This window comes from Aliiglaciecola sp. NS0011-25 (genome assembly GCF_040370605.1).
In the GTDB taxonomy this organism is placed as follows: domain Bacteria; phylum Pseudomonadota; class Gammaproteobacteria; order Enterobacterales; family Alteromonadaceae; genus Aliiglaciecola; species Aliiglaciecola lipolytica_A.
The window spans coordinates 58,647-82,418 of the sequence record NZ_BAABWR010000004.1; the positions used below are offsets into that span (position 1 = coordinate 58,647).

The 23,772-nt window shown below is 40.6% G+C and carries 20 protein-coding genes; 10 read left to right on the forward strand and 10 right to left on the reverse strand.

All coding sequences use genetic code 11. From position 1 onward, the window contains the following. The first annotated feature begins 74 nt into the window (after window positions 1-74). Entirely contained in the window at window positions 75-293 is a 219-nt protein-coding gene (gene infA / locus ABWV72_RS04630) for a translation initiation factor IF-1 (RefSeq protein ID WP_008844395.1), read from the forward strand. 91 nt (window positions 294-384) lie between these two features. Here the strand turns inward: infA and clpA are convergent, their stop codons facing one another. Both clpA and clpS read right to left on the reverse strand, forming a co-directional pair. Further along, window positions 385-2,649 carry an ATP-dependent Clp protease ATP-binding subunit ClpA gene (clpA, locus tag ABWV72_RS04635; protein ID WP_216047493.1) on the reverse strand — a complete coding sequence of 755 codons (2,265 nt, stop codon included), beginning with the start codon at window positions 2,647-2,649 and terminating at the stop codon, window positions 385-387. Window positions 2,650-2,916: 267 nt separating this feature from the next. Next, the gene (gene clpS, locus ABWV72_RS04640; RefSeq protein ID WP_303500961.1) at window positions 2,917-3,237 is read right to left on the reverse strand and encodes an ATP-dependent Clp protease adapter ClpS; all 321 of its coding nucleotides are present in this window, start codon (window positions 3,235-3,237) and stop codon (window positions 2,917-2,919) included. A gap of 207 nt (window positions 3,238-3,444) precedes the next feature. On the opposite strand from clpS, the gene cspD reads away from it, so the two are divergent. After that, complete coding sequence (gene cspD / locus ABWV72_RS04645; RefSeq protein ID WP_216047495.1) at window positions 3,445-3,663, forward strand: cold shock domain-containing protein CspD; 219 nt, start codon at window positions 3,445-3,447, stop codon at window positions 3,661-3,663. 118 nt (window positions 3,664-3,781) lie between these two features. On the opposite strand, the gene ABWV72_RS04650 is transcribed toward cspD, so the two are convergent. Next, the gene (locus tag ABWV72_RS04650) at window positions 3,782-6,004 is read right to left on the reverse strand and encodes an NADP-dependent isocitrate dehydrogenase (protein WP_216047496.1); all 2,223 of its coding nucleotides are present in this window, start codon (window positions 6,002-6,004) and stop codon (window positions 3,782-3,784) included. A gap of 306 nt (window positions 6,005-6,310) precedes the next feature. Between ABWV72_RS04650 and ABWV72_RS04655 the strand changes: the two genes are divergently transcribed. From ABWV72_RS04655 to purB, 4 genes are all read left to right on the forward strand, one after another. Further along, window positions 6,311-6,886 (forward strand): pseudouridine synthase, encoded by a 576-nt coding sequence (locus tag ABWV72_RS04655; protein ID WP_216047497.1) that lies wholly within the window; start codon window positions 6,311-6,313, stop codon window positions 6,884-6,886. A gap of 135 nt (window positions 6,887-7,021) precedes the next feature. Beyond that, window positions 7,022-8,146, forward strand: coding sequence for a tRNA 2-thiouridine(34) synthase MnmA (gene mnmA / locus ABWV72_RS04660; RefSeq protein ID WP_216047498.1), 1,125 nt, complete (start codon window positions 7,022-7,024; stop codon window positions 8,144-8,146). Then, window positions 8,143-8,781, forward strand: coding sequence for a high frequency lysogenization protein HflD (gene hflD / locus ABWV72_RS04665; RefSeq protein ID WP_502902112.1), 639 nt, complete (start codon window positions 8,143-8,145; stop codon window positions 8,779-8,781). Before mnmA ends, hflD begins: the two co-directional genes overlap by 4 nt. A gap of 9 nt (window positions 8,782-8,790) precedes the next feature. After that, window positions 8,791-10,164: an adenylosuccinate lyase gene (gene purB, locus ABWV72_RS04670; protein WP_342804493.1), complete on the forward strand. Its 1,374-nt coding sequence runs from the start codon at window positions 8,791-8,793 to the stop codon at window positions 10,162-10,164. A 35-nt stretch (window positions 10,165-10,199) separates the two neighbouring features. On the opposite strand, the gene ABWV72_RS04675 is transcribed toward purB, so the two are convergent. The 5 genes from ABWV72_RS04675 to ABWV72_RS04695 all read right to left on the reverse strand — a co-directional run bounded on the left by ABWV72_RS04675 (window position 10,200) and on the right by ABWV72_RS04695 (window position 15,252). Further along, window positions 10,200-10,781 carry a hypothetical protein gene (locus ABWV72_RS04675; protein ID WP_216047501.1) on the reverse strand — a complete coding sequence of 194 codons (582 nt, stop codon included), beginning with the start codon at window positions 10,779-10,781 and terminating at the stop codon, window positions 10,200-10,202. Between the two features lie 26 nt (window positions 10,782-10,807). Then, window positions 10,808-11,572 carry an SDR family oxidoreductase gene (locus ABWV72_RS04680; protein WP_342804495.1) on the reverse strand — a complete coding sequence of 255 codons (765 nt, stop codon included), beginning with the start codon at window positions 11,570-11,572 and terminating at the stop codon, window positions 10,808-10,810. 86 nt (window positions 11,573-11,658) lie between these two features. After that, window positions 11,659-12,423 carry an SDR family NAD(P)-dependent oxidoreductase gene (locus ABWV72_RS04685; protein WP_216047503.1) on the reverse strand — a complete coding sequence of 255 codons (765 nt, stop codon included), beginning with the start codon at window positions 12,421-12,423 and terminating at the stop codon, window positions 11,659-11,661. Then, the gene (locus ABWV72_RS04690; RefSeq protein ID WP_353369007.1) at window positions 12,420-13,427 is read right to left on the reverse strand and encodes an NADP-dependent oxidoreductase; all 1,008 of its coding nucleotides are present in this window, start codon (window positions 13,425-13,427) and stop codon (window positions 12,420-12,422) included. The genes ABWV72_RS04685 and ABWV72_RS04690 overlap by 4 nt, the downstream gene beginning before the upstream one ends. A gap of 25 nt (window positions 13,428-13,452) precedes the next feature. Next, entirely contained in the window at window positions 13,453-15,252 is a 1,800-nt protein-coding gene (locus ABWV72_RS04695; RefSeq protein ID WP_353369009.1) for an acyl-CoA dehydrogenase, read from the reverse strand. Window positions 15,253-15,404: 152 nt separating this feature from the next. Here ABWV72_RS04695 and ABWV72_RS04700 point away from each other — a divergent pair, with 152 nt between their 5' ends. The 3 genes from ABWV72_RS04700 (at window position 15,405) to ABWV72_RS04710 (ending at window position 19,842) form a co-directional block, all read left to right on the forward strand. Then, window positions 15,405-16,388, forward strand: coding sequence for a GlxA family transcriptional regulator (locus ABWV72_RS04700; protein WP_353369011.1), 984 nt, complete (start codon window positions 15,405-15,407; stop codon window positions 16,386-16,388). Between the two features lie 265 nt (window positions 16,389-16,653). Then, window positions 16,654-18,960 carry a TonB-dependent receptor gene (locus tag ABWV72_RS04705; protein WP_216047507.1) on the forward strand — a complete coding sequence of 769 codons (2,307 nt, stop codon included), beginning with the start codon at window positions 16,654-16,656 and terminating at the stop codon, window positions 18,958-18,960. A 573-nt stretch (window positions 18,961-19,533) separates the two neighbouring features. Beyond that, the gene (locus tag ABWV72_RS04710; RefSeq protein ID WP_216047508.1) at window positions 19,534-19,842 is read left to right on the forward strand and encodes an isoamylase early set domain-containing protein; all 309 of its coding nucleotides are present in this window, start codon (window positions 19,534-19,536) and stop codon (window positions 19,840-19,842) included. Between the two features lie 99 nt (window positions 19,843-19,941). On the opposite strand, the gene ABWV72_RS04715 is transcribed toward ABWV72_RS04710, so the two are convergent. Beyond that, window positions 19,942-20,868, reverse strand: a complete 927-nt coding sequence (locus ABWV72_RS04715; protein WP_342804499.1) for an electron transfer flavoprotein subunit alpha/FixB family protein — start codon at window positions 20,866-20,868, stop codon at window positions 19,942-19,944. Further along, on the reverse strand, window positions 20,868-21,617 hold the full coding sequence (locus ABWV72_RS04720) for an electron transfer flavoprotein subunit beta/FixA family protein (protein ID WP_216047510.1): 750 nt from the start codon (window positions 21,615-21,617) through the stop codon (window positions 20,868-20,870). Before ABWV72_RS04720 ends, ABWV72_RS04715 begins: the two co-directional genes overlap by 1 nt. Window positions 21,618-22,054: 437 nt before the next feature. Between ABWV72_RS04720 and ABWV72_RS04725 the strand changes: the two genes are divergently transcribed. Beyond that, a complete protein-coding gene (locus tag ABWV72_RS04725; protein ID WP_353369014.1) occupies window positions 22,055-23,701 on the forward strand; it encodes an electron transfer flavoprotein-ubiquinone oxidoreductase in 1,647 nt (548 codons plus the stop codon). The last annotated feature ends 71 nt before the right edge of the window (window positions 23,702-23,772 follow it).

Genomic DNA, 23,772 nt, shown 5'->3' on the forward strand with positions numbered 1-23,772 from the left:
TTTACTCTTGCTCTTATATTGGGCAAAATCTGCGCGGCATTTTTGACACTTATTAATTGAGGTAAACAACTTACATGGCGAAAGAAGACTGTATTGAAATGGAAGGTACCGTATTGGACACACTTCCTAATACTATGTTCCGGGTTGAATTAGAAAACGGACACGTCGTCACTGCGCACATCTCAGGAAAGATGCGCAAAAACTATATACGTATATTAACTGGCGACAAAGTAACAGTTGAGATGACTCCTTACGACCTAACAAAAGGCCGTATCATTTATCGCGCCAGATAAGAGACGTTCCTTTTGCTAATTGAGCATAAAAAAACCCAGCCTAGCTGGGTTTTTGTTTATCTGGACTAGCAACAACTAGTAACTTAAACGATTACACTTTACTGGCTTGTTTAGAGCTTTGATTAGAATAATCAAACTTAAGCTTATCGTCTTTCATGGTGATTTTAACACTACCACCATTCACCAACTCACCAAATAGCAATTCGTTAGCTAGATTTTTCTTCACATACTCTTGCATAGTTCTGGCCATTGGACGCGCGCCCATTGCTCTGTCGTAACCTTTTTCTGCAATCCAATTACGAGCTGCATCGTCAATCTCCATAGACACACCTTTGTTATCCAGCTGTACTTGCAGCTCAATAATAAATTTATCCACCACTTGAAGAATGACATCTGACTCAAGGTGATTAAACCAAATGATCCCATCTAAACGGTTTCTAAATTCCGGCGTAAATATTTTATTAATTTCACTGATTGCATCAAAGCTGTGATCTTGCTGTTTGAAACCAATCGACGTTCTAATGGTTTCTTGCACACCGGCATTCGTGGTCATAACTAAAACCACGTTACGGAAATCAACTTTGCGTCCGTTGTTATCGGTCAAGGTTCCGTGATCCATCACTTGTAGCAAAATGTTGTAAATATCACTGTGGGCTTTTTCAATTTCATCAAGCAACACAACACAGTAAGGATTTTTAATCACGGCATCCGTTAACAAGCCCCCCTGATCGAAGCCTACATAGCCTGGGGGAGCACCAATCAATCGACTGACCGCATGGCGTTCCATATATTCAGACATGTCAAAGCGGACCAACTCTACACCCATAATTTTGGCTAATTGTTGAGTAACTTCTGTTTTACCGACACCTGTAGGACCAGCGAACATGAAATTACCAATAGGTTTAGTTTCAATTCCCAAACCTGAACGAGACAAACGAATCGCATCAGATAAGGTTTCAATGGCTTGGTCTTGTCCAAACACGACTAATTTCAAATCCCGTGTCAGATTTTTCAGTGTTTCTTTGTCAGAAGCTGATACTGACTTTTCAGGAATACGGGCCATTTTGGCAATAATGTGCTCTATTTCACCTACACCAATCGTTTTACGTCGCTTAGATACGGGTAATAAGCGCTGTGAAGCTCCTGCTTCATCGATCACGTCAATAGCCTTATCAGGCAAGTGACGCTCGTTTATATACTTAGCAGAGAGCTCTGAGGCCGCTTTAATCGCTTGATTAGTAAAGCGCACACTATGGTGTTTCTCATAGCGACTTTTTAACCCCATAAGAATTTTCGTGGTATCAGCCACACTGGGTTCTGCCACATCAATTTTTTGGAAACGTCGTGCAAGCGCCCTGTCCTTTTCAAAAATACCCTGGTATTCCTGATAAGTAGTAGAGCCGATGCAGCGCAGCTCGCCACTGCTAAGCTTAGGTTTCAACAAATTAGATGCATCCATAACACCACCTGATGCGGCACCTGCACCTATGATGGTATGAATTTCATCGATAAATAATATAGCATCGTCATCTTTACTCAGCTCTTTAAGAATACCTTTCAAGCGTTTTTCGAAGTCACCACGGTATTTAGTTCCCGCTAATAATCCACCTAAATCTAATGAGTAGACTGTTGATGAAGCTATTACTTCAGGTACTTCGTTATTCACTATGCGATACGCTAAACCTTCTGCAATGGCGGTTTTACCGACGCCAGCTTCGCCCACTAGTAGTGGATTATTCTTGCGTCGTCTGCATAGAATTTGAATGGTTCTTTCTAATTCAGCATCTCGACCGATAAGAGGATCAATTTTACCCGCTTTGGCCAGAACATTTAAATTGGAAGAATATTTTTCAAGCACCGAGGTATTTTCTTCACCTTCGACAGTCTCTTCTTGGTTTTCAATACTGGATTCTTCATCATTTTTACTCACACCATGGGATATGAAATTAACCACATCCAAGCGTGTGACATCGGTTTTTTTCAAAATATAAACCGCTTGAGATTCTTGTTCACTGAAAATCGCTACCAGAACATTGGCACCTGTCACTTCTTCTTTGCCAGATGACTGCACATGAAAAACCGCGCGCTGAAGCACTCGCTGGAACCCTAAAGTGGGCTGCGTTTCACGGTCGCTAGTGTCATCTTCTAAGATTAGCGGAGTCGTGTCTTTGACAAAATCGACCAACTCAGCTTTTATTGACTCAATATTTGCTCCACAAGCTTTGAGAGCTTCTCTGGCGGCTTTGTTATCTAAAAGCGCTAGTAACAGATGTTCCACCGTCATAAACTCATGACGATGCTCTCTGGCAAATATAAACGCTTCGTTAAGGGTCTGCTCTAAATCTTTATTCAACATACTTATACCCTCCTAAAATCGGGTTGGTTAGTTAACCCTGAAGTAAACTGACGCTGATTTTTATCTGGAATACGGATAAAACCTTATTGATCAGTTTATTAGCCACAAAAACGCTGTTTAGAAACTAACATTTCAGTGGTTAAAGCCTCCATTTTCACATCTTTCTTCGTAATCAGACTCTCTGATTCAAAGGTTAAAATCAAATGTTTTGTGCGATCAGCGGCATAAAAACTTTAGCTAAAGACATTTAACCGTAGTTAAGTTCGTTTATGCTTGTTCCATACTGCACATCAATGGATGCTGATGCTTTCTGGCATACTGATTGACCTGCATCACCTTGGTTTCGGCGATCTGAGCTGTATAAACACCGCAAACAGCGCGACCACGGTAATGGACAGTTAACATTAGCTGACTGGCCTTTTCTGCGTCCATATTAAAAAAGCGCATCAACACTTCGATAACAAAATCCATCGGTGTGTAATCATCGTTATTGATCAAAACTTTGTACATCGGAGGCGGTTCAACTTTCTTTTTAACCGCTTCTAAGTGCTTGTTGTGATCTATGCTTATCGTATTATCTTTGCTCATATTCAAATAATAGTGCCGTTTTGACTTAAATTGTGCTGTTTTTTACAATTTTTGTCGATTAAATTAATTTGACCTTGACATTTGTAGGTTAAAATATCTACATTTTAAATAGGGTAAAACGTTATGCAGTCGATTTGCCCTATCTTTACTATACTTATAGTGGGGATTAAGCAGTGTCAGTTCAAGGGATTAAAAGGAAGCAGATGTATGGCGGTCGGAAAAGTCAAATGGTTTAACAATGCAAAGGGGTTCGGTTTTATTGTCCCTGATGATGGTGGAGAAGATATTTTCGCACATTACTCCACGATTAAGATGGACGGTTATCGTTCTTTAAAAGCAGGTCAAGAAGTGACCTATGAAGTTCAGCAAGGCCCAAAAGGCTTACATGCAGAGAACATAGGCATAAGCGACGAACCTGAAAGATAGTTAAGCTAGACTTAATACTACTTTTCAAATAAAAAAGCAGGCATACATTGCCTGCTTTTTTGTGTGTCTTGTTTATCGACCGCCCCTAATGGATGCGATCGATAAAGTCCAAATACAATTAAGAAATAATTGAATTTAGTGTAGAGCTTGGACACATTGCTTTAGTAATTAAGCTTTCATTTGGATAATAATATCCACCAATATCTGCTGGTTTAGCTTGAGTTGCATCAATTTCCGCAACAATACTTTCTTCATTGTCACTTAATGCTTTTGCAATTGGTGCAAAATACTCTGCCAATTCAGCATCTTCAGTTTGGCTAGCAAGCCCTTGTGCCCAATACATAGCCAAGTAGAAATGGCTACCACGGTTATCAAGTTGTCCCGCTTTACGTAATGGTGACTTACCATTATTCAGTAGGGTTTCAGTAGCTTTATCTAACTCTGCTGCCAATACCTTAGCTTTACCATTGTCATTTTTAATCGCTAAATCTTCAAGAGATACGGCGATAGCAAGAAACTCACCTAACGAATCCCAACGCAAATGCCCTTCTTCAACAAATTGTTGAACGTGTTTTGGCGCAGAACCGCCAGCCCCCGTTTCAAACAATCCGCCACCGGCCATTAGTGGCACGATAGACAACATTTTTGCACTGGTACCTAGTTCCAAAATTGGGAATAAGTCAGTTAGGTAGTCACGCAATACGTTGCCGGTAACAGAAATCGTATCCAAACCACGAATAGCGCGCTCCATGGTGTAACGAATAGCACGAACTGGCGCCATTATTTCAATGTGTAAACCTTCAGTATCATGCTCTTTTAAGTACTCAGTTACTTTGTTGATTAGTTGAACATCATGAGCACGTTCATCATCTAACCAAAAAATTGCTGGCATACCTGAAAGTCTTGCACGAGTAACCGCAAGTTTCACCCAATCGCGAATAGGCGCATCTTTGGCCTGACACATACGCCAGATATCACCCTCTTCAACCGCGTGCTCGATAAGTACATTGTCATCTTGATCGATTATTTGTACTTTACCGTCACCGGTCATTTCAAATGTTTTATCGTGAGAACCGTATTCTTCAGCTTTTTGCGCCATCAAACCGACGTTTGGAACTGTACCCATAGTAGTTGGATCAAATGCACCATGAGTTTTACAGAAGTTAATCACTTCTTGATAAATCGTTGCATAAGTACTTTCTGGGATAACAGCCTTAGTATCCTGAGGTTTTCCATCTGGACCCCACATTTGACCAGAGCTACGAATCATTGCAGGCATAGACGCATCAACAATAACATCGCTTGGTACGTGCAAGTTAGAAATACCTTTGTCTGAATTAACCATCGCTAGCGGCGGACGGTCTTGATAACAACGGTTAATATCTTTTTCAATTTCGGCACGCTGAGAAGCAGGTAAGGTTGCGATTTTATCGTAAACACTGCCCAGACCATTGTTAGGATTAACACCTAGCTCATCAAACAAGTCTTGGTACTTATCGAACAATTCTTTGTAGAAAACCTTAACACAGTGTCCAAATACAATTGGGTGAGACACTTTCATCATGGTTGCTTTAACGTGTAAAGAAAACAAAATACCCGTTTCTTTGGCATCTTGAATTTGTTCTTCAAAGAATTTACACAATGCTTTTTTGCTCATGCACATGCCGTCAATCACTTCACCAGCAAGTAAATCAACACGCGGCTTTAGCGTCGTTTTATTACCAGCAGTGTCGGTGAATTCGATACGAACATGACCCGCCTTCTCTACCGTGACCGACTTCTCACCTGAGTAGAAATCACCACCATGCATGTGGGCAACGTGGGTGCGAGAAGCTTGGCTCCATGGCCCCATTGAATGAGGATGTTTTTTCGCATAGTTTTTAACCGCTGTAGGTGCTCTACGATCAGAGTTCCCTTCACGAAGTACTGGGTTTACTGAACTACCTAGCACTTTACCGTATTGGTTTCTAATTTCTTTTTCTTCGTCTGTTTGCGGATTTTCTGGAAATTCAGGTAACGCGAAACCATTATCTTGTAGCTCTTTAATCGCAGCTTTTAATTGAGGGATTGAAGCACTGATGTTCGGCAGTTTAATAATATTTGTTTCTGGTGACTGGGTAAGATCCCCTAAGATAGATAATGCATCAGGGACTTTTTGCTCATCGGTTAGGTAGTCAGGGAAGATAGCCAAAATCCTGGCAGCTAACGATATATCACTCACTTCAACTTCTATATCCGCTGCAGTAGCAAATTTACGTACAATGGGTAAAAGTGAATATGTAGCCAACGCAGGGGCTTCATCAGTTTTTGTGTAAATAATCTTAGACTTTGATGTAGTCATTATATACCTCAGTGGTGGCGGCGTAACCGCCTGGTTAATCCAAATTACTCAGACGAAAGCGCTGATAATTAAAAAATTTATCAAAAAACTTAAAAATTTGAGCACAGATTCTAATCAATATAGCTATTATAACCAGTATTTTATTACATTATTTATGCATAAATTAGATTGAGTCTTCGTGTACAACGACAATAAATAGTTCATCACGAAAGGTTATAGATGCTAACAAACAATGATATATGGGCTAAACTCCGTTTACTAGATCCAAGCACACGAAAACCATAAAAAAGTGAATAGTTATTCAAAATGAATCAAAAAAAACACATAAAAAAGAAACCAACTGCTCAAAAAAGAACCGTACTTTTATTTAATAAACCCTTTGATGTGCTTACCCAATTTACCGATGAGCAAAATCGTAAAACTCTTAAACACTTTATAAATGTACCTGATGTTTATGCTGCTGGGCGATTAGATCGGGATAGTGAAGGTTTATTGGTATTAACCAATGACGGTAGACTGCAACATCAAATTGCCAACCCAAAACAGAAGACTGCCAAAACTTATTGGGCACAGGTAGATGGTGATATTACGCCGGAAGCTATTAGTAAATTAAGTAAAGGCATCGAATTGAAAGATGGTCCAACGATGCCCGCCCTAGTTAAAAAAATTCCACCTCCAGATGTATGGGAACGTGTACCGCCGGTAAGATTTAGAGCCAATATTCCAACCAGTTGGATATCGTTAACCATTTCTGAAGGGCGTAATCGACAAGTTCGAAGAATGACTGCAGCCGTCGGTTTCCCCACTCTACGCCTTATTCGTTATCAAATTGGGCAGTGGACAATTGACGGCATAGAGAACGGAAAATATCGGATTTTATAGGGAGTTCAGAAAACCATTATGGTTTAATTATTTGGTTATAAATTAGTTCTTTTTTGTAATCCTGCGTATTTATCTAAAGGCTTTATTTTGCTAGACTTGCCGCCCAATTTAGCAGCCAAGAATTCGCCAGCAAATATGTCAAATACGAACACGACCACAAATTTACAAAACGCTAACATAAAAGTCATCGTTGGAATGTCTGGTGGTGTGGATTCGTCTGTGGCCGCTTATCTTCTTCAGCAACAGGGTTATCAAGTTGAAGGCCTGTTTATGAAAAACTGGGAGGAAGATGACAGTGATGAATATTGTTTAGCTGCTGAAGATTTAGCAGATGCGCAAGCAGTAGCTGACAAACTTGGCATCGAGTTACATACAATCAATTTTGCTGCCGAATACTGGGACAATGTTTTTGAATATTTTCTTGAAGAATATCGGGCTGGGCGTACCCCGAACCCAGATATTATGTGTAACAAGGAAATCAAATTTAAAGCTTTTTTAGAGTTTGCAGCTGAAGATTTAGGTGCTGACTATATTGCCACAGGGCACTACGTGCGCCGTGAAATGAGAAATGGTCACTGGAAAATGTTGCGTGGTTTGGACTCAAATAAAGACCAAAGTTACTTCCTGTACACATTAGGGGAAGAACATATTGCCAAAACCCTCTTTCCTGTTGGCAATATCGAAAAACCTGAAGTACGCAGAATTGCTGAGCAGCAAGATCTTATTACTCACGATAAAAAAGACAGTACGGGTATTTGCTTTATTGGTGAACGAAAGTTCAAAGACTTTTTAGGACAGTATTTACCTGCTCAACCTGGCGTGATTGAAACCGCTGAAGGTATTGAGATAGGTCAACATGATGGACTGATGTTCCATACTCTTGGTCAGCGTAAAGGCTTGCACATTGGTGGTAAAAAAGAATTTGGCGATGAACCTTGGTATGTCGTCGACAAAGACGTCAAACGTAATGTGTTAATTGTTGGCCAAGGCGCAGATCACCCAGCCCTTTACTCTGTAGGCTTAATCGCAAACCAACTACATTGGGTTGACCGCTTAGGTCCGCAACAAGAAATACGTTGTGCAGTAAAAACACGTTATCGTCAGGAAGATATTCCCTGTACTATTACGCCTCAGCCTAACGGCCACATTAAAGTGCTTTTTGATGATCCGCAAAAAGCAGTGACACCTGGGCAATCCGCGGTATTTTATCAACAAGATGAATGTCTAGGTGGCGGAATTATAGAGAGTTATTTGCGTTGAACATAGACAATGAAAAAGAAAAAACCTTAGCCTTAGCCGGTGTATGTCAGGCCGCATCCTTAGTGCAGTCAGTAGCCCGAAAAGGCGAAGCCGACATCGATGCATTCAAGGCAAGTATCAATAGCATAGTTCTTACTGATGCCCAAAGCACAATTGAAGTGTATGGTAGTATCGAAAACTTAAAGCTTGGACTGGGTACGTTAATTGGTCAGTTAGGTAATACACCTATGCAAAAAGACGCTGAAATTACCCGTTATATCGCCAGCATCTTAGGCTTAGAGCGCAAACTCAAAAAATCATCGAAAAAGTTAGATGTGCTATCAAAACGCATAGAGCAAATTCAACGTCAAACTTTACATTTAGATTTATTCGATGAACAAATGATCAGTAATTTAGCCAGTGTTTATTCAGATGTAATAAGCCCTTTGGGCGCAAAAATCCAAATAGCCGGCACCCCTAATCAATTAAAGAAAGACGCTAACCAACATAGAGTCCGAGCGCTTTTATTAAGTGGTCTACGTTCTGCCGTTTTATGGCGCCAATTAGGCGGTAAAAGACGACAAATTTTATTTAACCGAAAAAGCATTGTGACAAACGCATTGACGTTACAACACAGTATTCACCAATCTCAATAGGAGTAATTCATGGAATTGTCTGCACTAACTGCAGTTTCCCCCGTTGATGGCCGTTACGGCTCGAAAAGTTCAGCCTTACGACACTATTTCAGTGAATACGGTTTGCTAAAATATCGTGTTCTAGTCGAGGTACGCTGGTTACAAAAATTGTCTACCACCGCCGAAATTACCGAAGTACCGGCATTTTCAGCGGAAGCGATGACTTTACTCAATAATATCGTTGATAATTTTTGTGAACAAGATGCCCTGCGTATCAAAGCCATTGAAAAAACAACCAATCATGATGTCAAAGCCGTTGAGTATTTTTTAAAAGAAAAAGTTGAAAATAACCAAGAGCTAAATAGTGTCAGTGAATTTATTCATTTTGCCTGTACCTCTGAAGACATCAATAACTTGTCTCATGGACTAATGTTAAGTGAAGCAAGAGAACAAGTTATATTGCCTTACTGTGACAAATTAATTGCTGAGACTAAACGCTTAGCCATTGATTATAAAAGTATCCCTATGATGGCAAGAACCCATGGGCAACCAGCTTCTCCTACCACTATGGGTAAAGAGATGGCTAACGTCATGCATCGTTTACAACGTCAGCGCGAGCAAATTAAAGACGTCACTATTTTGGGTAAAATCAATGGAGCAGTGGGTAACTATAACGCTCACATAAGTGCTTATCCAGATATAGACTGGAATGCTTTTTCACAGTCTTTTGTGGAAAGTCTAGGGCTAAATTGGAACCAATACACAACTCAAATTGAACCCCATGACTACATTGCTGAGCTTTATGATGCAATGGCCCGTTTCAACACTATTTTGATCGACTTCGATCGAGATATTTGGGGATATATTGCCCTAGGTCACTTTAAACAAAAAACCATTGCCGGCGAAATTGGTTCTTCAACCATGCCCCATAAAGTCAACCCTATTGATTTTGAAAACTCTGAAGGTAATCTGGGTTTAGCCAATGCAATGTTTAATCATTTAGCCACTAAGTTACCTATCTCAAGATGGCAACGTGATTTAACTGACTCTACTGTCTTGAGAAATCTCGGTGTGGGTATGGGCTACTCTGTAATTGCATATGAATCTACTTTGAAAGGGATCAGTAAATTACAGGTAAATGAGCAAAGTTTGCTTAACGAGCTTAACAATAATTGGGAATTGTTGGCTGAGCCCATTCAAACAGTAATGCGACGTTATGGTATTGAAAAACCTTATGAGAAGTTAAAAGAGCTTACTCGAGGTAAAAAAGTCGATCAGGCTGCGATAGCTGAATTTATTGATAATTTAGATTTACCCAATAATGTGAAAACTGAATTGAAGCAAATTTCACCCGCAAATTATATTGGCGATGCAATTGCTTTGGTTGAAAAAATCACAGCATAACCCTCATCTACACCATGTTTATCGTTCCAAGTTGGTTAAATAGCCGCTTGGAGCGATAATATCTGATTAATTTCTTGCGTAAAAATTAGCTCAGCGTCTTTATTGTATCCCCTTGATGCCAAGTTCATAAAACCATGCTCGAATTCCGTCTTTTGGCACTTCACATTGTCATGTATAGCTAATTCGTCAATCACAGTATCTATGTTGAAATTCGGTTCTTTATGGGGAAAATAAAGTTGGGTTGGTAGAGAAGGCTTGAGTTTAGTAAAAAAACGTATTTGGCCTGGATAAAAACCATAAAAATTATCGATACTTTGCGAATAGTCTTTTTCACTCAACAACTTATATAGTGAAGCTGCCCCAGCACTAAAGCCTATGACGGTTTTGTCCGCGAGGCTAGCAGCCAAAGCTGCCGCAATTCGCAAAGTATAACGTTGTATTCCGCCAGCCTGTTGAAATGCGGAATAAGCCAAGGCTTCATCAGTAAAGTTCACCGAAGAGATATACGGACTGACAATGGTAAGTTGCCAGTCCGCAGGTAAAATCTGTTTGCACCACGATTTAAATGACTCGGTTTGTCCAAAAATATCGGAGCAAACCACTAACTGATGTTGCATGGTATTTCCTGTAATAACGGCTGTGTTTACGCCATCATACCACCATCAACGACAACCGTTGTGCCGGTTGTGTAACTTGATGCATCAGAGACTAAATACAAAACAGTACCTGCCATTTCATCAGGATCTGCTACTCGGCCCAATGGGATAATCTGTAGAGCTTGTTTTAGGATCTTATCGTTAGTGGTTAACGCGGATGCAAACTTAGTATCGGTTAAACCTGGAAGTAGCGCGTTAACGCGAATATTTAAACTGCCACATTCTTTAGCGAAAGCTTTGGTCATGCTCACTACGGCAGCTTTCGAAATTGAATAAATACCCTGCATGTCGCCTGGCGAAAGTGCATTCACCGAAGCCGTATTAAGAATAACCCCACCGCCCTGCTCTTTCATCATTTTACCGGCAGCCACTGACATAAAGAAATAACCGCGAATATTCACATCTACAGTTTTATCGTAGGCGGCAAGATCAGTATCTAAAATGTGTCCGAAAAAGGGATTGGCCGCAGCGTTATTCACCAAAATATCTAGTTGACCAAACTGTTCTTTGATTTGCGCAAAGGTAGCATCTATTTGTGCTATTTCGCCAACGTGGCAAGCCATAGCATGGGCTTTACCGCCATTATCGCGAATGCTCTGGGCAACGGCTTCACAACCATCAATTTTACGGCTTGAAACAATCACCTCAGCGCCATAAGCAGCGAGTAATCGTGCAATCGACTCTCCGATGCCTCTACTAGCACCTGTTACTAATGCCACTTTCCCAGTTAAATCGAATAAATTTTTGTTCATTTTTTGTTCCTGTAAATAAAGAGCTTTGCATTTAAGCGCTCTGGAAATTAATTGCCCTTACGACTAAGAGCCTAAGGATAATTTAATTAAGCAGTTAATCCGCCATCTAACACCATTGAATGGCCTGTCATGAAGCTTGATTCATCACTGCACAGCCATGCTATTGCATAGGCAATTTCTTCTGCTTCACCAAGGCGTTTCATTGGGTTAGCACCAATCAGAGAGTTCTGTTGCTTTTCATTAAAATTCGCCAACACAGTTTCAACCATGGGTGTTTTAACAAAACTAGGACATACCGCATTAACCCGAATATTGGCCCGAGCATACTCAATAGCGACTGATTTAGTCAGTCCAATCACACCATGTTTCGATGCGCCATAAGCGGATATAGTCGGTGCCCCCGATACTCCAGCGACTGAGGCCAAATTAATTACATGGCCACCACCCACTTCCAGCATATGCTGAATAGCTTGTTTCATGCAGTACCAGACGCCTGTCAAATTGATTGCAATATTGCGATGAAACTCTTCATCTGGAACATCCAACATGCGTGCCGGTGTATGGTCGACACCAGCGTTATTGAGGGCCACATTAATTTGTCCAAATTTAGCGATGGCTGCTGCGTAAAAGGCTTTAACAGAATCATTTTGAGTAACATCTAATGCAAAAAACTCTACAGCGTATCCCTGCGCTTGTAGCGCTTCACTCAGGGCCTTTCCACCCTCGACATTACGATCGCCAAAAAACACTTTAGCTCCCCGAGACGCCAATAACTCGGTAGTTTTAGCGCCAATCCCTGATGCCCCGCCTGTAACCACTATATGTTTATTTTCTACGTCTGCAGCTTTCATGATGTATGGTCCACCTTAATCACCAACTTACCAAAATTTTCCCCTCTGAAAAGCATCAGTAAGGTATCAGGAAAAGTTTCTAATCCTTCTACTACGTGTTCTTTGGCAATCAGTTTACCATCAGCGATCCAACCTGACATTTCAGCTGCTGCTTTGCCGTAATTTTCAATATTATCAAACACCACAATGCCTTCCATACGAGCTCGATTGACTAATAATGTTAAGTAATTTGAAGGGCCTTTAACTGCTGTAGTGTTGTTGTATTGACTGATTGCGCCACAAATAACAATTCTGGCTTTCATGTTTATCTGAGTTAATACGTCATCGAGAATGTCGCCACCGACGTTATCAAAAAACACATCAACACCATCTGGGCACTGCTCTTTTAAGGCTTTTTTAACGTCTGAATTTTTATAATCAACGACACCGTCAAACCCTAATTCATCAATCAAATAACGACATTTATCTTCACCGCCGGCAATACCTACCACTCGACAACCTTTGATTTTTGCGATTTGTCCAACAACAGTGCCTACAGCGCCAGCAGCACCTGAAACCACAACAGTTTCGCCAGCTTTAGGCTGACCGGTGTCCAAAATACCAAAATATGCAGTCATACCCGGCATGCCTAGCACACCTAAATAGCGCTCTAACGGTGCTAAATTGGGATCAACTTTATACACGCCCTGAGTTGAAATAACGGCGAAATCGGTCACACCAAAACCGCCGTATACAAAGTCTCCAGCGCTAAAATTAGGATCAGTTGATTCGAGCACTTCACCGACACCACCGGCTCGCATGACTTCGCCAATACCAACTGGAGGAATGTAGGATTTACCTTCATTCATCCAACCACGCATGGCGGGATCGAGAGAAATATACAGGACTTTTACCTTTATCTGATTGTCTCCAAGTGTGGGTAATTCTGTTTTCACAAAATCCCAGTTTGCTGCCGTTGGCGTCCCTACCGGACGTGAAGCTAAAAGAAATTGTCTGCTTTTCATAATTGTTGTTTCCATTTCTTTGTGATTAAAACCATTCGGGTTGCATATCGCTGCAACTACTGTCGAATGCTTGAAGTAGTTTTAAGTCTCTATCTATCAAAGGGAGTTCCCAATTGATGTAATATTTTGCCGCTTGAATTTTGCCAAGGTAATATGACTTATCTTCAGCTTTGCACTCTGCCAATGCTTTTTCCGCCACGTTTGCTTGACGGATCCAAATCCAGCTCATCACAATGCTCGAAAATACATTCATGAAACATTGGGCATTAGCCAATAAATTAGGCAGCTTTTCATTTCGCAATGCTTCTCCAAGCACCGGAATTAGCGGTTGCATTTTTGCCATATAGTCCAAAGTGGATTTCACTAAAGGAGCACAGTTCTCTCCCGTCGCAGTGTTAAAATCTGCCAGTATGCGGGTTTGCAATGTGTTTAAACCTGCGCCATTTGCTTGCCACAACTTGCGTGTGAGCAGATCTAAGGCTTGAATACCATTGGTCCCTTCATGGATAGGGTTAAGGCGATTGTCACGCCAGCACTGTTCGACTGGGTATTCTCGTGTATAGCCTGCTCCTCCTAAGACTTGAATAGCTAAATCATTTGCCTTCACGCCAAACTCAGATGGCCATGCTTTAACCACAGGCGTGAGCAGATCCAACAGCTCTTCAGTCACTTTTCTTTGTTCTGCAGATTCCAACGTTTTCACATCATCCACTAACCTAGCGGCATATAAACAAAGGGACATTGCACCTTCAACGTAGGCTTTTTGGGCCAATAACATACGTTTGACGTCACCATGATTAATAATTTCGGTCGCCGGATCTGTAGGTGCATTATTTGGAGGAATACGGCCTTGAGTGCGATCTTTTGCGTAAGCTAAAGAATATTGATAGCCACTATAACCAATCATAGCGGCCCCAAAACCAACACCGATTCGCGCCTCGTTCATCATCAAGAACATGTACTTAAGCCCTTGATGAGCTTCCCCTAACAAATACCCATGACAATCCCCATTTTCACCGAAACTCAATGCGGTAGAGGTTGTGCCGCGATAGCCCATTTTGTGAATCAATCCGGCCAATGCAACGTCATTTTTAGTACTTGGCTCGCCCGCTTCATCTAAGCGATATTTAGGTACAACAAACAGTGAAATACCTTTAACGCCAGCAGGAGCGCCCTGAATTTTGGCTAACACTAAATGTACAATATTGTTAGATAACTGATGTTCACCGGCAGAGATATATAATTTACTGCCTTTAATACGGTAACTACCATCTTCGGCTTTAACCGCACTAGTTCGTATGTCTGCCAGTGAAGAACCCGCGTGGGGTTCGGTTAATGCCATTGTGCCGGTGAATTCGCCACTGAGCATTCTTGGCATAAATTGTTGCTTTAACGATTCTGAAGCAAAATTACCAATCACATTGGCTGCGGCGACGGTTAAGAAGGCATACCCTGAAGTCGATGGGTTAGCCGCCATAAAGTAGCCAGAGGTTGCCATCATTATGGTTTCAGGAAGCTGCATTCCACCTTCTTCAAAATCATAACGTCCAGCCATGAATCCCGCCTCGTTATAAGCATCAAATGCCTCTTTAACTTGTGGGATCATATGCACTGTTGTGCCGTCAAATTTGGGTTCATCTGCATCGGCAATAGCATTATGGGTGGCAAACTTCTCAGAAGCGATTTTGTTAGCTGTTGCTAAAATGGCATCGAAGGTTTCTTTATTGTGTTCAGCAAAACGTTCACGTTGCAATAACGATTCAATATCAAGCACTTCATATAATTGAAACGGTAATTCTTTAGGGTGGATTAATTCATCATTCATTAGGTGCATCCTTAGTTAGATCATGCACCTAGCATCACATATTTAGACCTGTACGCTAACTGTCATTATTGACTCTTTTATGGCTAATATCGCCACACATTCATAATCGTGATAAGCTTTTAAAAACCCAACTTATATAGAGTCATTTTAACGTGCACAATGTCACCATTTTAGGTTATGAACATGCTTATGCCAGTGCAATAACAGGCGCATTAGATATATTTGCGTTAGCGGGTGTGACTTGGCAACGGATGCAAGGCAAACCCCCTGAACGAATTTTTAATGTTCAGCTAGCTTCAGTGGGAAAACGTGATATTGAATGCATCAACCACCTCACTTTAAAGAGCCAAGTAGCCATTGAAGATGTTGACCAAACTGACATATTAATCATCCCAACTATAGGCGGAAAACTCGAAGAGGTGTTGTCAGCAAATCGTAACCTGCTACCTTTTTTACAATATTTCAATAGCAAAGGAACTGATATTGCCAGTAATTGTAGCGGCGCTTTTTTTCTCGCCGAAGCAGGCATTTTGAATAATAAAAAAGCGACAACACACTGGGGATATGCTGAGACATTTGCTAAGCGTTACCCACAAGTTGATTTGTTGTCGAACAAACTCATTACACAAGATGGTAATATTTACTGTTCCGGTGGCGGCATGGCTTGGTTCGATCTAACCCTGCTATTGATTGAGCGATATTGCGGCCATGATGTGGCTACCAATACAGCTAAAGCCCATGTGTTAGATATTTCTCGGGGAAATCAAGCCGCTTACGCGCAATTAAGAAGTAAAAAATATCATCAAGATGCTGAGATTTTGCGTGCGCAAGAGTGGTTAGAAAGTAACTATCATCAACCTATTTCATTAGACCAACTGGCGAATCAAGTTAGCCTAACCAATCGTACCTTTTTGCGACGTTTCAAAATTGCCACAGAGCAAACTCCTTTTTCATATTTGCAATCCATTCGCGTCGAAGCGGCTAAGAAACTGTTAGAAACCGAGAACTCTTCGTTGGAAGCCATAGTGACAAAAGTAGGTTATGAAGATCCTCGCTCTTTCACACGATTGTTCAACTCACTAACCGGTTTATCTCCGAGTCAATATCGCAAAAAATTCTTTCGTACTTATAGTTAAATTCGAACTCGCTAAATAACAAACGAAAAATCTGAAAAATAACCGAATAATGTCGGCATTTATGACTATCTTTAAAGCATTGGTCGTATCTGAGCTATAAATATTGGATTCTGTTGGAATATAAAATTACACTAGCGCCCAAATAATGTTTGCAGCTTAAAACATGACCCAATTCTAAAAATATATCCGCTTTTTATCTCTTCTCAAGGTTAAAAAGCAAAAGGATAAACACACAACTAATTTAAATTAACAACTTGGTAATATAATGAAAACACTTAATAAAACAGTGATTGCACTGTGCATACAATCGGCCTTATTTAGCCAATTAAGTTTCGCTCAAGAGCAAGATACCGTTGCCGCAGAGCGTAGTTTGGAAAAAATCACCGTGACGGCACAAAAACGCACGCAAAGTATTCAAGATGTTCCAATCTCAATTGCTACATTAAACGGTGAACGTTTTGAAAGTATCTTTTCCGGTGGTGAAGATATCATTGCACTAGCAGTGAGAGTACCTGGACTATATGCCGAGACATCTAACGGTCGTGTTGCTCCACGGTTTTATATTCGCGGATTGGGGAATTCAGATTTCGATTTAGCCGCATCTCAACCTGTTTCTATTGTGATGGATGATGTTGTAAAAGAAAACGTCATATTAAAAAGCTTCCCATTATTTGATGTTTCGCAAGTAGAAGTAATACGAGGACCGCAAGGCACCCTATTTGGTAGAAATACCACCGCCGGCATTGTAAAATTTGATTCAGTGAAGCCCACTGAAGACTTCGATGCTTATATGAAATTAGGAGTCGGCAATTTAGGTACGTTAAACTTCGAAGGTGCTGTTGGCGGTGGTCTAACCGATAACCTTTCAGGTCGTTTTTCAGTTTTATCGCAGAATCGTGACGATTGGATTGATAATGCCTATACTGGCGAAAATGACGCCATGGGTGGTTTCGATGAAAAAGCTTGGCGTGGACAACTACTCTTCTCACCAAATGAAGACTTTTCTGCCTTATTAAACGTTCACGGCAGAGAGTTAGATGGCACAGCGTCTATATTCCGCGCCAACATATTTACCAAAGGTAGCAACGACCTAAACGAAAATTATGATCGTGACGTGCTTTACTATGATGGCGATATTGATGGTAATGGTGCTGACAATAATCCGCAAGAGTACAACAATTATGGGGCCTCTCTAAAATTAGAATTTGCGCTTGAAAATATGTCTTTAACCAGCATTACCGCATACGAACAAGCTGAAGGTTATAGCTTAGGTGATATTGATGGTGGTGTAGTATTAAACGAACCAGCAGATATAAATGGTGATGGTACTGAAGAAACCACTTTCCCTGGTAACATTGCGTTTTCTGCAGTTACACAAGATAAGTTGGATGATTTAGAACAGTTAACTCAAGAAATTCGCCTAGCCAGTGAAACAGATGAAGCGATGAGTTGGCAAGTGGGCGCATTTTATTATGATTCATCTTTTAACGTAACCAGTATAGATGGATTTTACGGCGCGACCACCGTCTATCATGAAAACACGACTTGGGCTGTTTTTGGTCAAACCTCTTATCAAGTTAACCAAAAATTAGAGGTAACTGGTGGTCTTCGCTATACCTATGATGAAAAATCTTTGATCGTTGGCGAACAGAATGTTGACGGCTTCGCGTTAGTAATTGGTGCTGCATCAATCCAAGAGTACGAAGACATCAATGTTGATGATGGACAATTAAGCTGGGAACTAAGCGCAAATTATAAGCTAGATAACGACACCTCAGTGTTTGCTCGACTAGCGAATGGTTTTAGAGCGCAAACCATACAAGGCCGCGATGTTGCATTTGAAGCAAGTCCTTCAGTTGCAGAAGCAGAAACCATTAATTCTGCTGAATTGGGTATCAAAAAAGACCTGTTAGATAATACCTTACGCATCAATGCCGCTGCTTTTTACTATGAAATTGACGACATGCAATTAAGTGCAATTGGCGGTGGTGCAAATACGACTGCGCTGATCAATGCTGACAAAGGTGTCGGATATGGTTTCGAAATTGATGTGGAATATTTGGTAACAGACTATCTAACATTAACTGCAGGCTACAGTTATAACCACACAGAAATTCAAGATAGTGGTTTGACTATCCTACCATGTGGCGCCAATGCTGATTTTGCATTCACAGGAAATTGCACCGTATTTGATCCACGTCCTGATGGTTATGCCGCAAGCATCGATGGCAACCCTTTCCCACAAGCGCCTGAAACAATTTTCAACTTCACCGCAAGATACGCTGCACCAATCGGCGATGATGGCGAATTATTTGTATTCACAGATTGGGCCTTCCAAGGTGAAACCAGTTTATTCCTATATGATTCAGTTGAATTCACCACCGATAGTAATTACGAAGGTGGACTGCGTATTGGTTATGAGAACTACCAAAACAACTACACTATCGCACTTTTCGGTAGAAATATTACCGATGAAGATAATGTAAAAGGTGCAATAGATTTCAATAACCTAACTGGAATTATGAACCAACCACGTATCTTTGGTATTGAAGCAAAAATAAGCTTCTATTAATTTAAAAATACCTCATATACATATAAAAACGATCCTTTTAGGATCGTTTTTTTTATCTGCTTTAATACTTAGCAAGGGCGAAACTGCAGATAATTTCATCTCCAATTAGAAACAGACTTCAGCTGTTTTTACTTGCCATTTTGCACATCATTAAACTAAAAATTTCCCCCTCGAAACTACAAAATCCAAACAATATGAGTCTATAATTACCCATCGTTTAATCTGAATTTCGGTAGTTACATCAAGCAGTAAATTATGTTGGTCAAGACAATGAATTTTGTAATCAACGATGATTGTATACTTGTTGATCTAGATTAAGGAAAATTGGCACAATATATGAGTTAATAACTTATAAATAGCAGGTAAACCGTTTAAAAAGGTGATTTCACGCCAAATCAGTGCACAAAATTTAAGCGGGAGCTTAATTTCGCACCTTATGAGGGCGTATCCACTTAGATTGCACTGATTAAATCGGGAAATGGTGTAATTATATTTCACAAAATTAGATTAAAACTGTAATATTGCTGCATTAATAGTCTATTAATGTAATTTAATTACCTAAAGGAGGAGCTTATGAGCTTCAAAAAACAATATCTTAAATCGAAACCAGTGTGTAAAGTAACTTTCAAATTATCGAAGGAAGAAGCTAAGAATGCTGAGACAGTGCGTTTAGTGGGCGACTTTAATGATTGGGATACTGCTACGGCTCCTATGAAGAAACTGAAAAATGGTTCTTTCTCTTCAACCGTAGATCTTCCAGCTGATGCAGAATATCAATTTCGATATTTATTAGACGATGAAAAATGGGAAAATGATTGGAACGCCGATGCTTACGTAACATCACCAATTTCCTTTGATGAGAACTCTGTCGTATCTGTGTAATTTTTGCTAACTATCTTCAGCACAAAAAACGACTAACAACGAATCATAAAAAAGGCAGTTTTGCTTCACAGCAGACTGCCTTTATAATTTTTATATAGTCTAAAGTGCCGCTTCTAGCTCAGGCAACACATCAAACAAATCTCCCACTAAACCGTAGTCGGCAACTTGGAAGATCGGCGCTTCTTCATCTTTGTTGATAGCAACAATGACTTTTGAATCTTTCATACCCGCCAAATGTTGAATGGCACCAGAAATGCCCACCGCAATATACAGTTGAGGAGCAACGATTTTACCCGTCTGCCCAACTTGCATATCATTTGGTACGAAGCCAGCGTCTACAGCAGCACGAGATGCACCAATTGCAGCGCCTAATTTATCAGCGATACCTTCAAGTAACTTGAAGTTTTCACCATTTTGCATTCCGCGACCACCTGAAATAATGACCTCAGCGGCAGTTAATTCAGGACGTTCAGATTTGGTCAATTCAGCACTAACAAATGATGATTTTTCAGAAGTCTTCACATTATCAATTGCTTCGACAGCAGCTGAGCCTGTTTCTTCTGCAGCGTCAAATGCTGAAGCTCGAACTGTGAGTATTTTTTTGCTGTCGCTACTTTGTACCGTAGCAATTGCGTTACCGGCATAAATAGGACGGACAAAGGTATCTTCGCTTTCAACAGCAATAACATCAGATATCTGTGCGACATCTAATAGTGCAGCTACACGAGGCATAAAGTTTTTGCCGGTGGTGGTAGCGGCTGCAATCACATGAGAATAATCAGCAGCTAACTCTGTGACCAGCTCGCCAATATTCTCAGCTAACTGATGAGCGTATTCAGCGTTATCTGCCAATAGCACCTTACTTACTCCTGCAATCTTAGCTGCTTGTTCAGCTACGCCTGTGCAGTTTTGTCCTGCAACCAAAACAACCACATCTGCGCCCATTTTACTGGCCGCATTAACTAACTTGTGAGTTTCAGATTTTAGTTGTTCATTGTCGTGTTCTGCATATACTAAAACAGCCATTAGATCACCTTCGCTTCTGTTTTTAATTTCTCGACGAGCTCTGCTACATCAGCTACTTTAATACCACCTTTACGTTGTGCTGGCGGCATTACTTTTAACGTTTTAACGTTCGACGTAAGCGTTACACCAAAACTATCAGCCGCTTTAACATCGATAGGTTTGCGTTTTGCTTTCATAATATTAGGCAACGTTGCATAACGTGGCTCATTGAGTCGTAAATCTGTAGTCACCACCGCTGGAAGATTCAATTCAACAGTTTGTAAACCACCGTCAATTTCACGGGTCACTTTTACTTTATCACCATCCACATCCACAACAGATGCAAAAGTACCCTGTGGCATACCTGTTAGCGCAGCTAACATTTGACCGGTTTGATTATTATCCGAATCAATAGACTGTTTACCTAGAATAACTAAGCCTGGTTGCTCTTCTTCAACCACTTTTGATAGAAGTTTAGCAACTTGTAAAGAATCTAGCGTTTCACTGGTATCAATTTGGATTCCACGATCTGCACCTAGTGCTAAAGCGGTTCTTATTTGTTCTTGGCAGGCTTTATCACCAATTGAAACCACCACGATTTCAGTGGCAATACCCTTTTCTTTTAGTCTAACCGCTTCTTCGACTGCGATTTCACAGAACGGATTAATAGACATCTTTGTGTTGGTCAAATCAACCGCTGTGTTATCGGCTTTAACGCGTACTTTTACGTTGTAATCAATGGCACGTTTAACCGGCACTAAAATTTTCATGTTTACCTCTAATCAGATATAAAGTGTAGAGAAGTTATAACGCAAATTATGCGTATTTGTAAGGTTGCGTAAATTTACTGGCTGTTTACCTAAGCGTCAACTAAGTGTTATCAAAGTTACAAATCTGGCTTCCCGTATTTTGGTTATAAATTGTAGGTCATTATTTCCATTTGAGCTTAAGTTTTATTATGTTAATGTTAATAAAAAGCGCTATTTTTCAAGCTTAATTTCGCCCAAAAACCAAGATTAAATTGCCAAGTAAGATATTGATTTAATTGACTTTAATGGCAGGTTAAAAGGTACTTTCAGGACCTGCTTTTTGGTTGATGCAAACTATATACTTGATGAATAGTATCAATCAACTTTGGTAACTGTGGGTGATAGTTACTTAATTGTTTATTTCTTTAATTAATAGATATCTATAAGGGGAGAAACCCGTGGAACGTGAATCGATGGAGTTTGATGTTGTAGTTGTAGGTGCTGGGCCAGCCGGACTATCAACTGCTTGTAAAATTATGCAATTAGCTCAACAAAATGAACAAGAGTTAATGGTATGTGTAGTTGAAAAAGGTTCAGAAGTTGGTGCCCATATTCTCTCTGGTGCGGTTTTCGAAACCCAAGCTATGGACGAACTTTTTCCTGATTGGAATGACCGAGGGGCCCCTCTGACCACAAAAGTCACTGAGGACCACATTTACTATTTAAAGAATCAAAGCTCAGCGACGCAATTACCTAACTTCATGACCCCAAAAACCATGCACAACCAAGGTAATTATATCGTTAGTATGGGGAATGTATGCCGTTGGTTAGCCGATCAAGCGGAACAATTGGGCGTAGAGGTTTTTCCAGGCTTTGCCGCTTCAGAAATAATATACAACGAAGATGGCAGCGTGGGCGGAATTATCACCGGCGATATGGGCATAAGTGCTTCTGGCGAACACAAAGACAGCTATATGCCTGGCATGGAATTACGAGCAAAGTACACAGTTTTCGCCGAAGGGTGTCGTGGTCACTTGGGCAAACAACTGATATCTAAGTTTGAACTCGATAAAGACAAAGCACCTCAACATTATGGTATTGGCTTTAAAGAGATCTGGGATATCGACCCAAGCAAACATCAAGAAGGTTTGGTGGTTCACACTGCTGGCTGGCCACTCAATAGCGAAACCGGTGGAAGTTATTTATATCACGCAGAGAATAACCAAGTTTTAGTGGGGATCATTATTGATCTTAACTACAAGAATCCACACCTGAGTCCTTTTGACGAATTCCAAAGAGTTAAACAGCATCCAGTGCTAAAGCAATATTTAGAAGGTGGTAAGCGGGTTTCCTATGGTGCCAGAGCAATTGCTAAAGGAGGATATAATTCCCTTCCCAAAATGACATTTCCAGGGGGGATCCTTGTAGGATGTGATGCTGGCACCCTTAACTTTGCAAAAATAAAGGGAAATCACACAGCGATGAAATCGGGCATGCTTGCCGCTGAAACCATTGTTGAGGCAATCAGCCAAGATAAAGTGGGTCAAGATTTAACCGACTATGCACAAAAATTCGAAAATTCATGGTTGTACAAAGAACTTTATAGTTCACAGAATTTCGGCGCTGCATTACACAAGTTTGGTACCTTTTTAGGGGGTGCTTACAATACGTTTGAGCAAAATTTCCTTGGTGGTAAAGTCCTCTTTAAGCTTAAAGATACGACTACTGATCATGGCGCTATAGGCTTAGCCAGTGAATTTCCGAAAATTGAATACCCTAAGCCTGACGGCGTAATTAGTTTCGATAAACTTTCATCAGTATTTTTATCGAATACCAATCACGAAGAAGATCAGCCTTGCCATTTGCGTTTAAAAGATCCGGCAACTCCCATCGTCATAAACTTACCGAAATACGATGAACCGGCGCAACGATACTGTCCTGCTGGCGTTTACGAGATTATTGACAGCCCTGAGGGTGACAAAAAGCTGCAAATTAATGCGCAGAATTGTGTGCATTGTAAAACCTGCGATATTAAAGATCCTACGCAAAATATTGTTTGGGTAACACCTGAGGGTGCAGGAGGACCTAATTACCCTAATATGTAAGTAATCTGTTAAACACATAGTCAGAATGTGGCTAATTTCTGGCTATGTGCAATTAATTCAATTAAATTGCT

Bases quoted from the DNA above. Each gene is read 5' to 3' on its own strand.
- infA (WP_008844395.1), top strand. From the start codon at position 75: ATGGCGAAAGAAGACTGTATTGAAATGGAAGGTACCGTATTGGACACA.
- clpA (WP_216047493.1), bottom strand. From the start codon at position 2,649: ATGTTGAATAAAGATTTAGAGCAGACCCTTAACGAAGCGTTTATATTT.
- clpS (WP_303500961.1), bottom strand. From the start codon at position 3,237: ATGAGCAAAGATAATACGATAAGCATAGATCACAACAAGCACTTAGAA.
- cspD (WP_216047495.1), top strand. From the start codon at position 3,445: ATGGCGGTCGGAAAAGTCAAATGGTTTAACAATGCAAAGGGGTTCGGT.
- ABWV72_RS04650 (WP_216047496.1), bottom strand. From the start codon at position 6,004: ATGACTACATCAAAGTCTAAGATTATTTACACAAAAACTGATGAAGCC.
- ABWV72_RS04655 (WP_216047497.1), top strand. From the start codon at position 6,311: ATGAATCAAAAAAAACACATAAAAAAGAAACCAACTGCTCAAAAAAGA.
- mnmA (WP_216047498.1), top strand. From the start codon at position 7,022: ATGTCAAATACGAACACGACCACAAATTTACAAAACGCTAACATAAAA.
- purB (WP_342804493.1), top strand. From the start codon at position 8,791: ATGGAATTGTCTGCACTAACTGCAGTTTCCCCCGTTGATGGCCGTTAC.
- ABWV72_RS04675 (WP_216047501.1), bottom strand. From the start codon at position 10,781: ATGCAACATCAGTTAGTGGTTTGCTCCGATATTTTTGGACAAACCGAG.
- ABWV72_RS04680 (WP_342804495.1), bottom strand. From the start codon at position 11,572: ATGAACAAAAATTTATTCGATTTAACTGGGAAAGTGGCATTAGTAACA.
- ABWV72_RS04685 (WP_216047503.1), bottom strand. From the start codon at position 12,423: ATGAAAGCTGCAGACGTAGAAAATAAACATATAGTGGTTACAGGCGGG.
- ABWV72_RS04690 (WP_353369007.1), bottom strand. From the start codon at position 13,427: ATGAAAAGCAGACAATTTCTTTTAGCTTCACGTCCGGTAGGGACGCCA.
- ABWV72_RS04695 (WP_353369009.1), bottom strand. From the start codon at position 15,252: ATGAATGATGAATTAATCCACCCTAAAGAATTACCGTTTCAATTATAT.
- ABWV72_RS04705 (WP_216047507.1), top strand. From the start codon at position 16,654: ATGAAAACACTTAATAAAACAGTGATTGCACTGTGCATACAATCGGCC.
- ABWV72_RS04710 (WP_216047508.1), top strand. From the start codon at position 19,534: ATGAGCTTCAAAAAACAATATCTTAAATCGAAACCAGTGTGTAAAGTA.
- ABWV72_RS04715 (WP_342804499.1), bottom strand. From the start codon at position 20,868: ATGGCTGTTTTAGTATATGCAGAACACGACAATGAACAACTAAAATCT.
- ABWV72_RS04720 (WP_216047510.1), bottom strand. From the start codon at position 21,617: ATGAAAATTTTAGTGCCGGTTAAACGTGCCATTGATTACAACGTAAAA.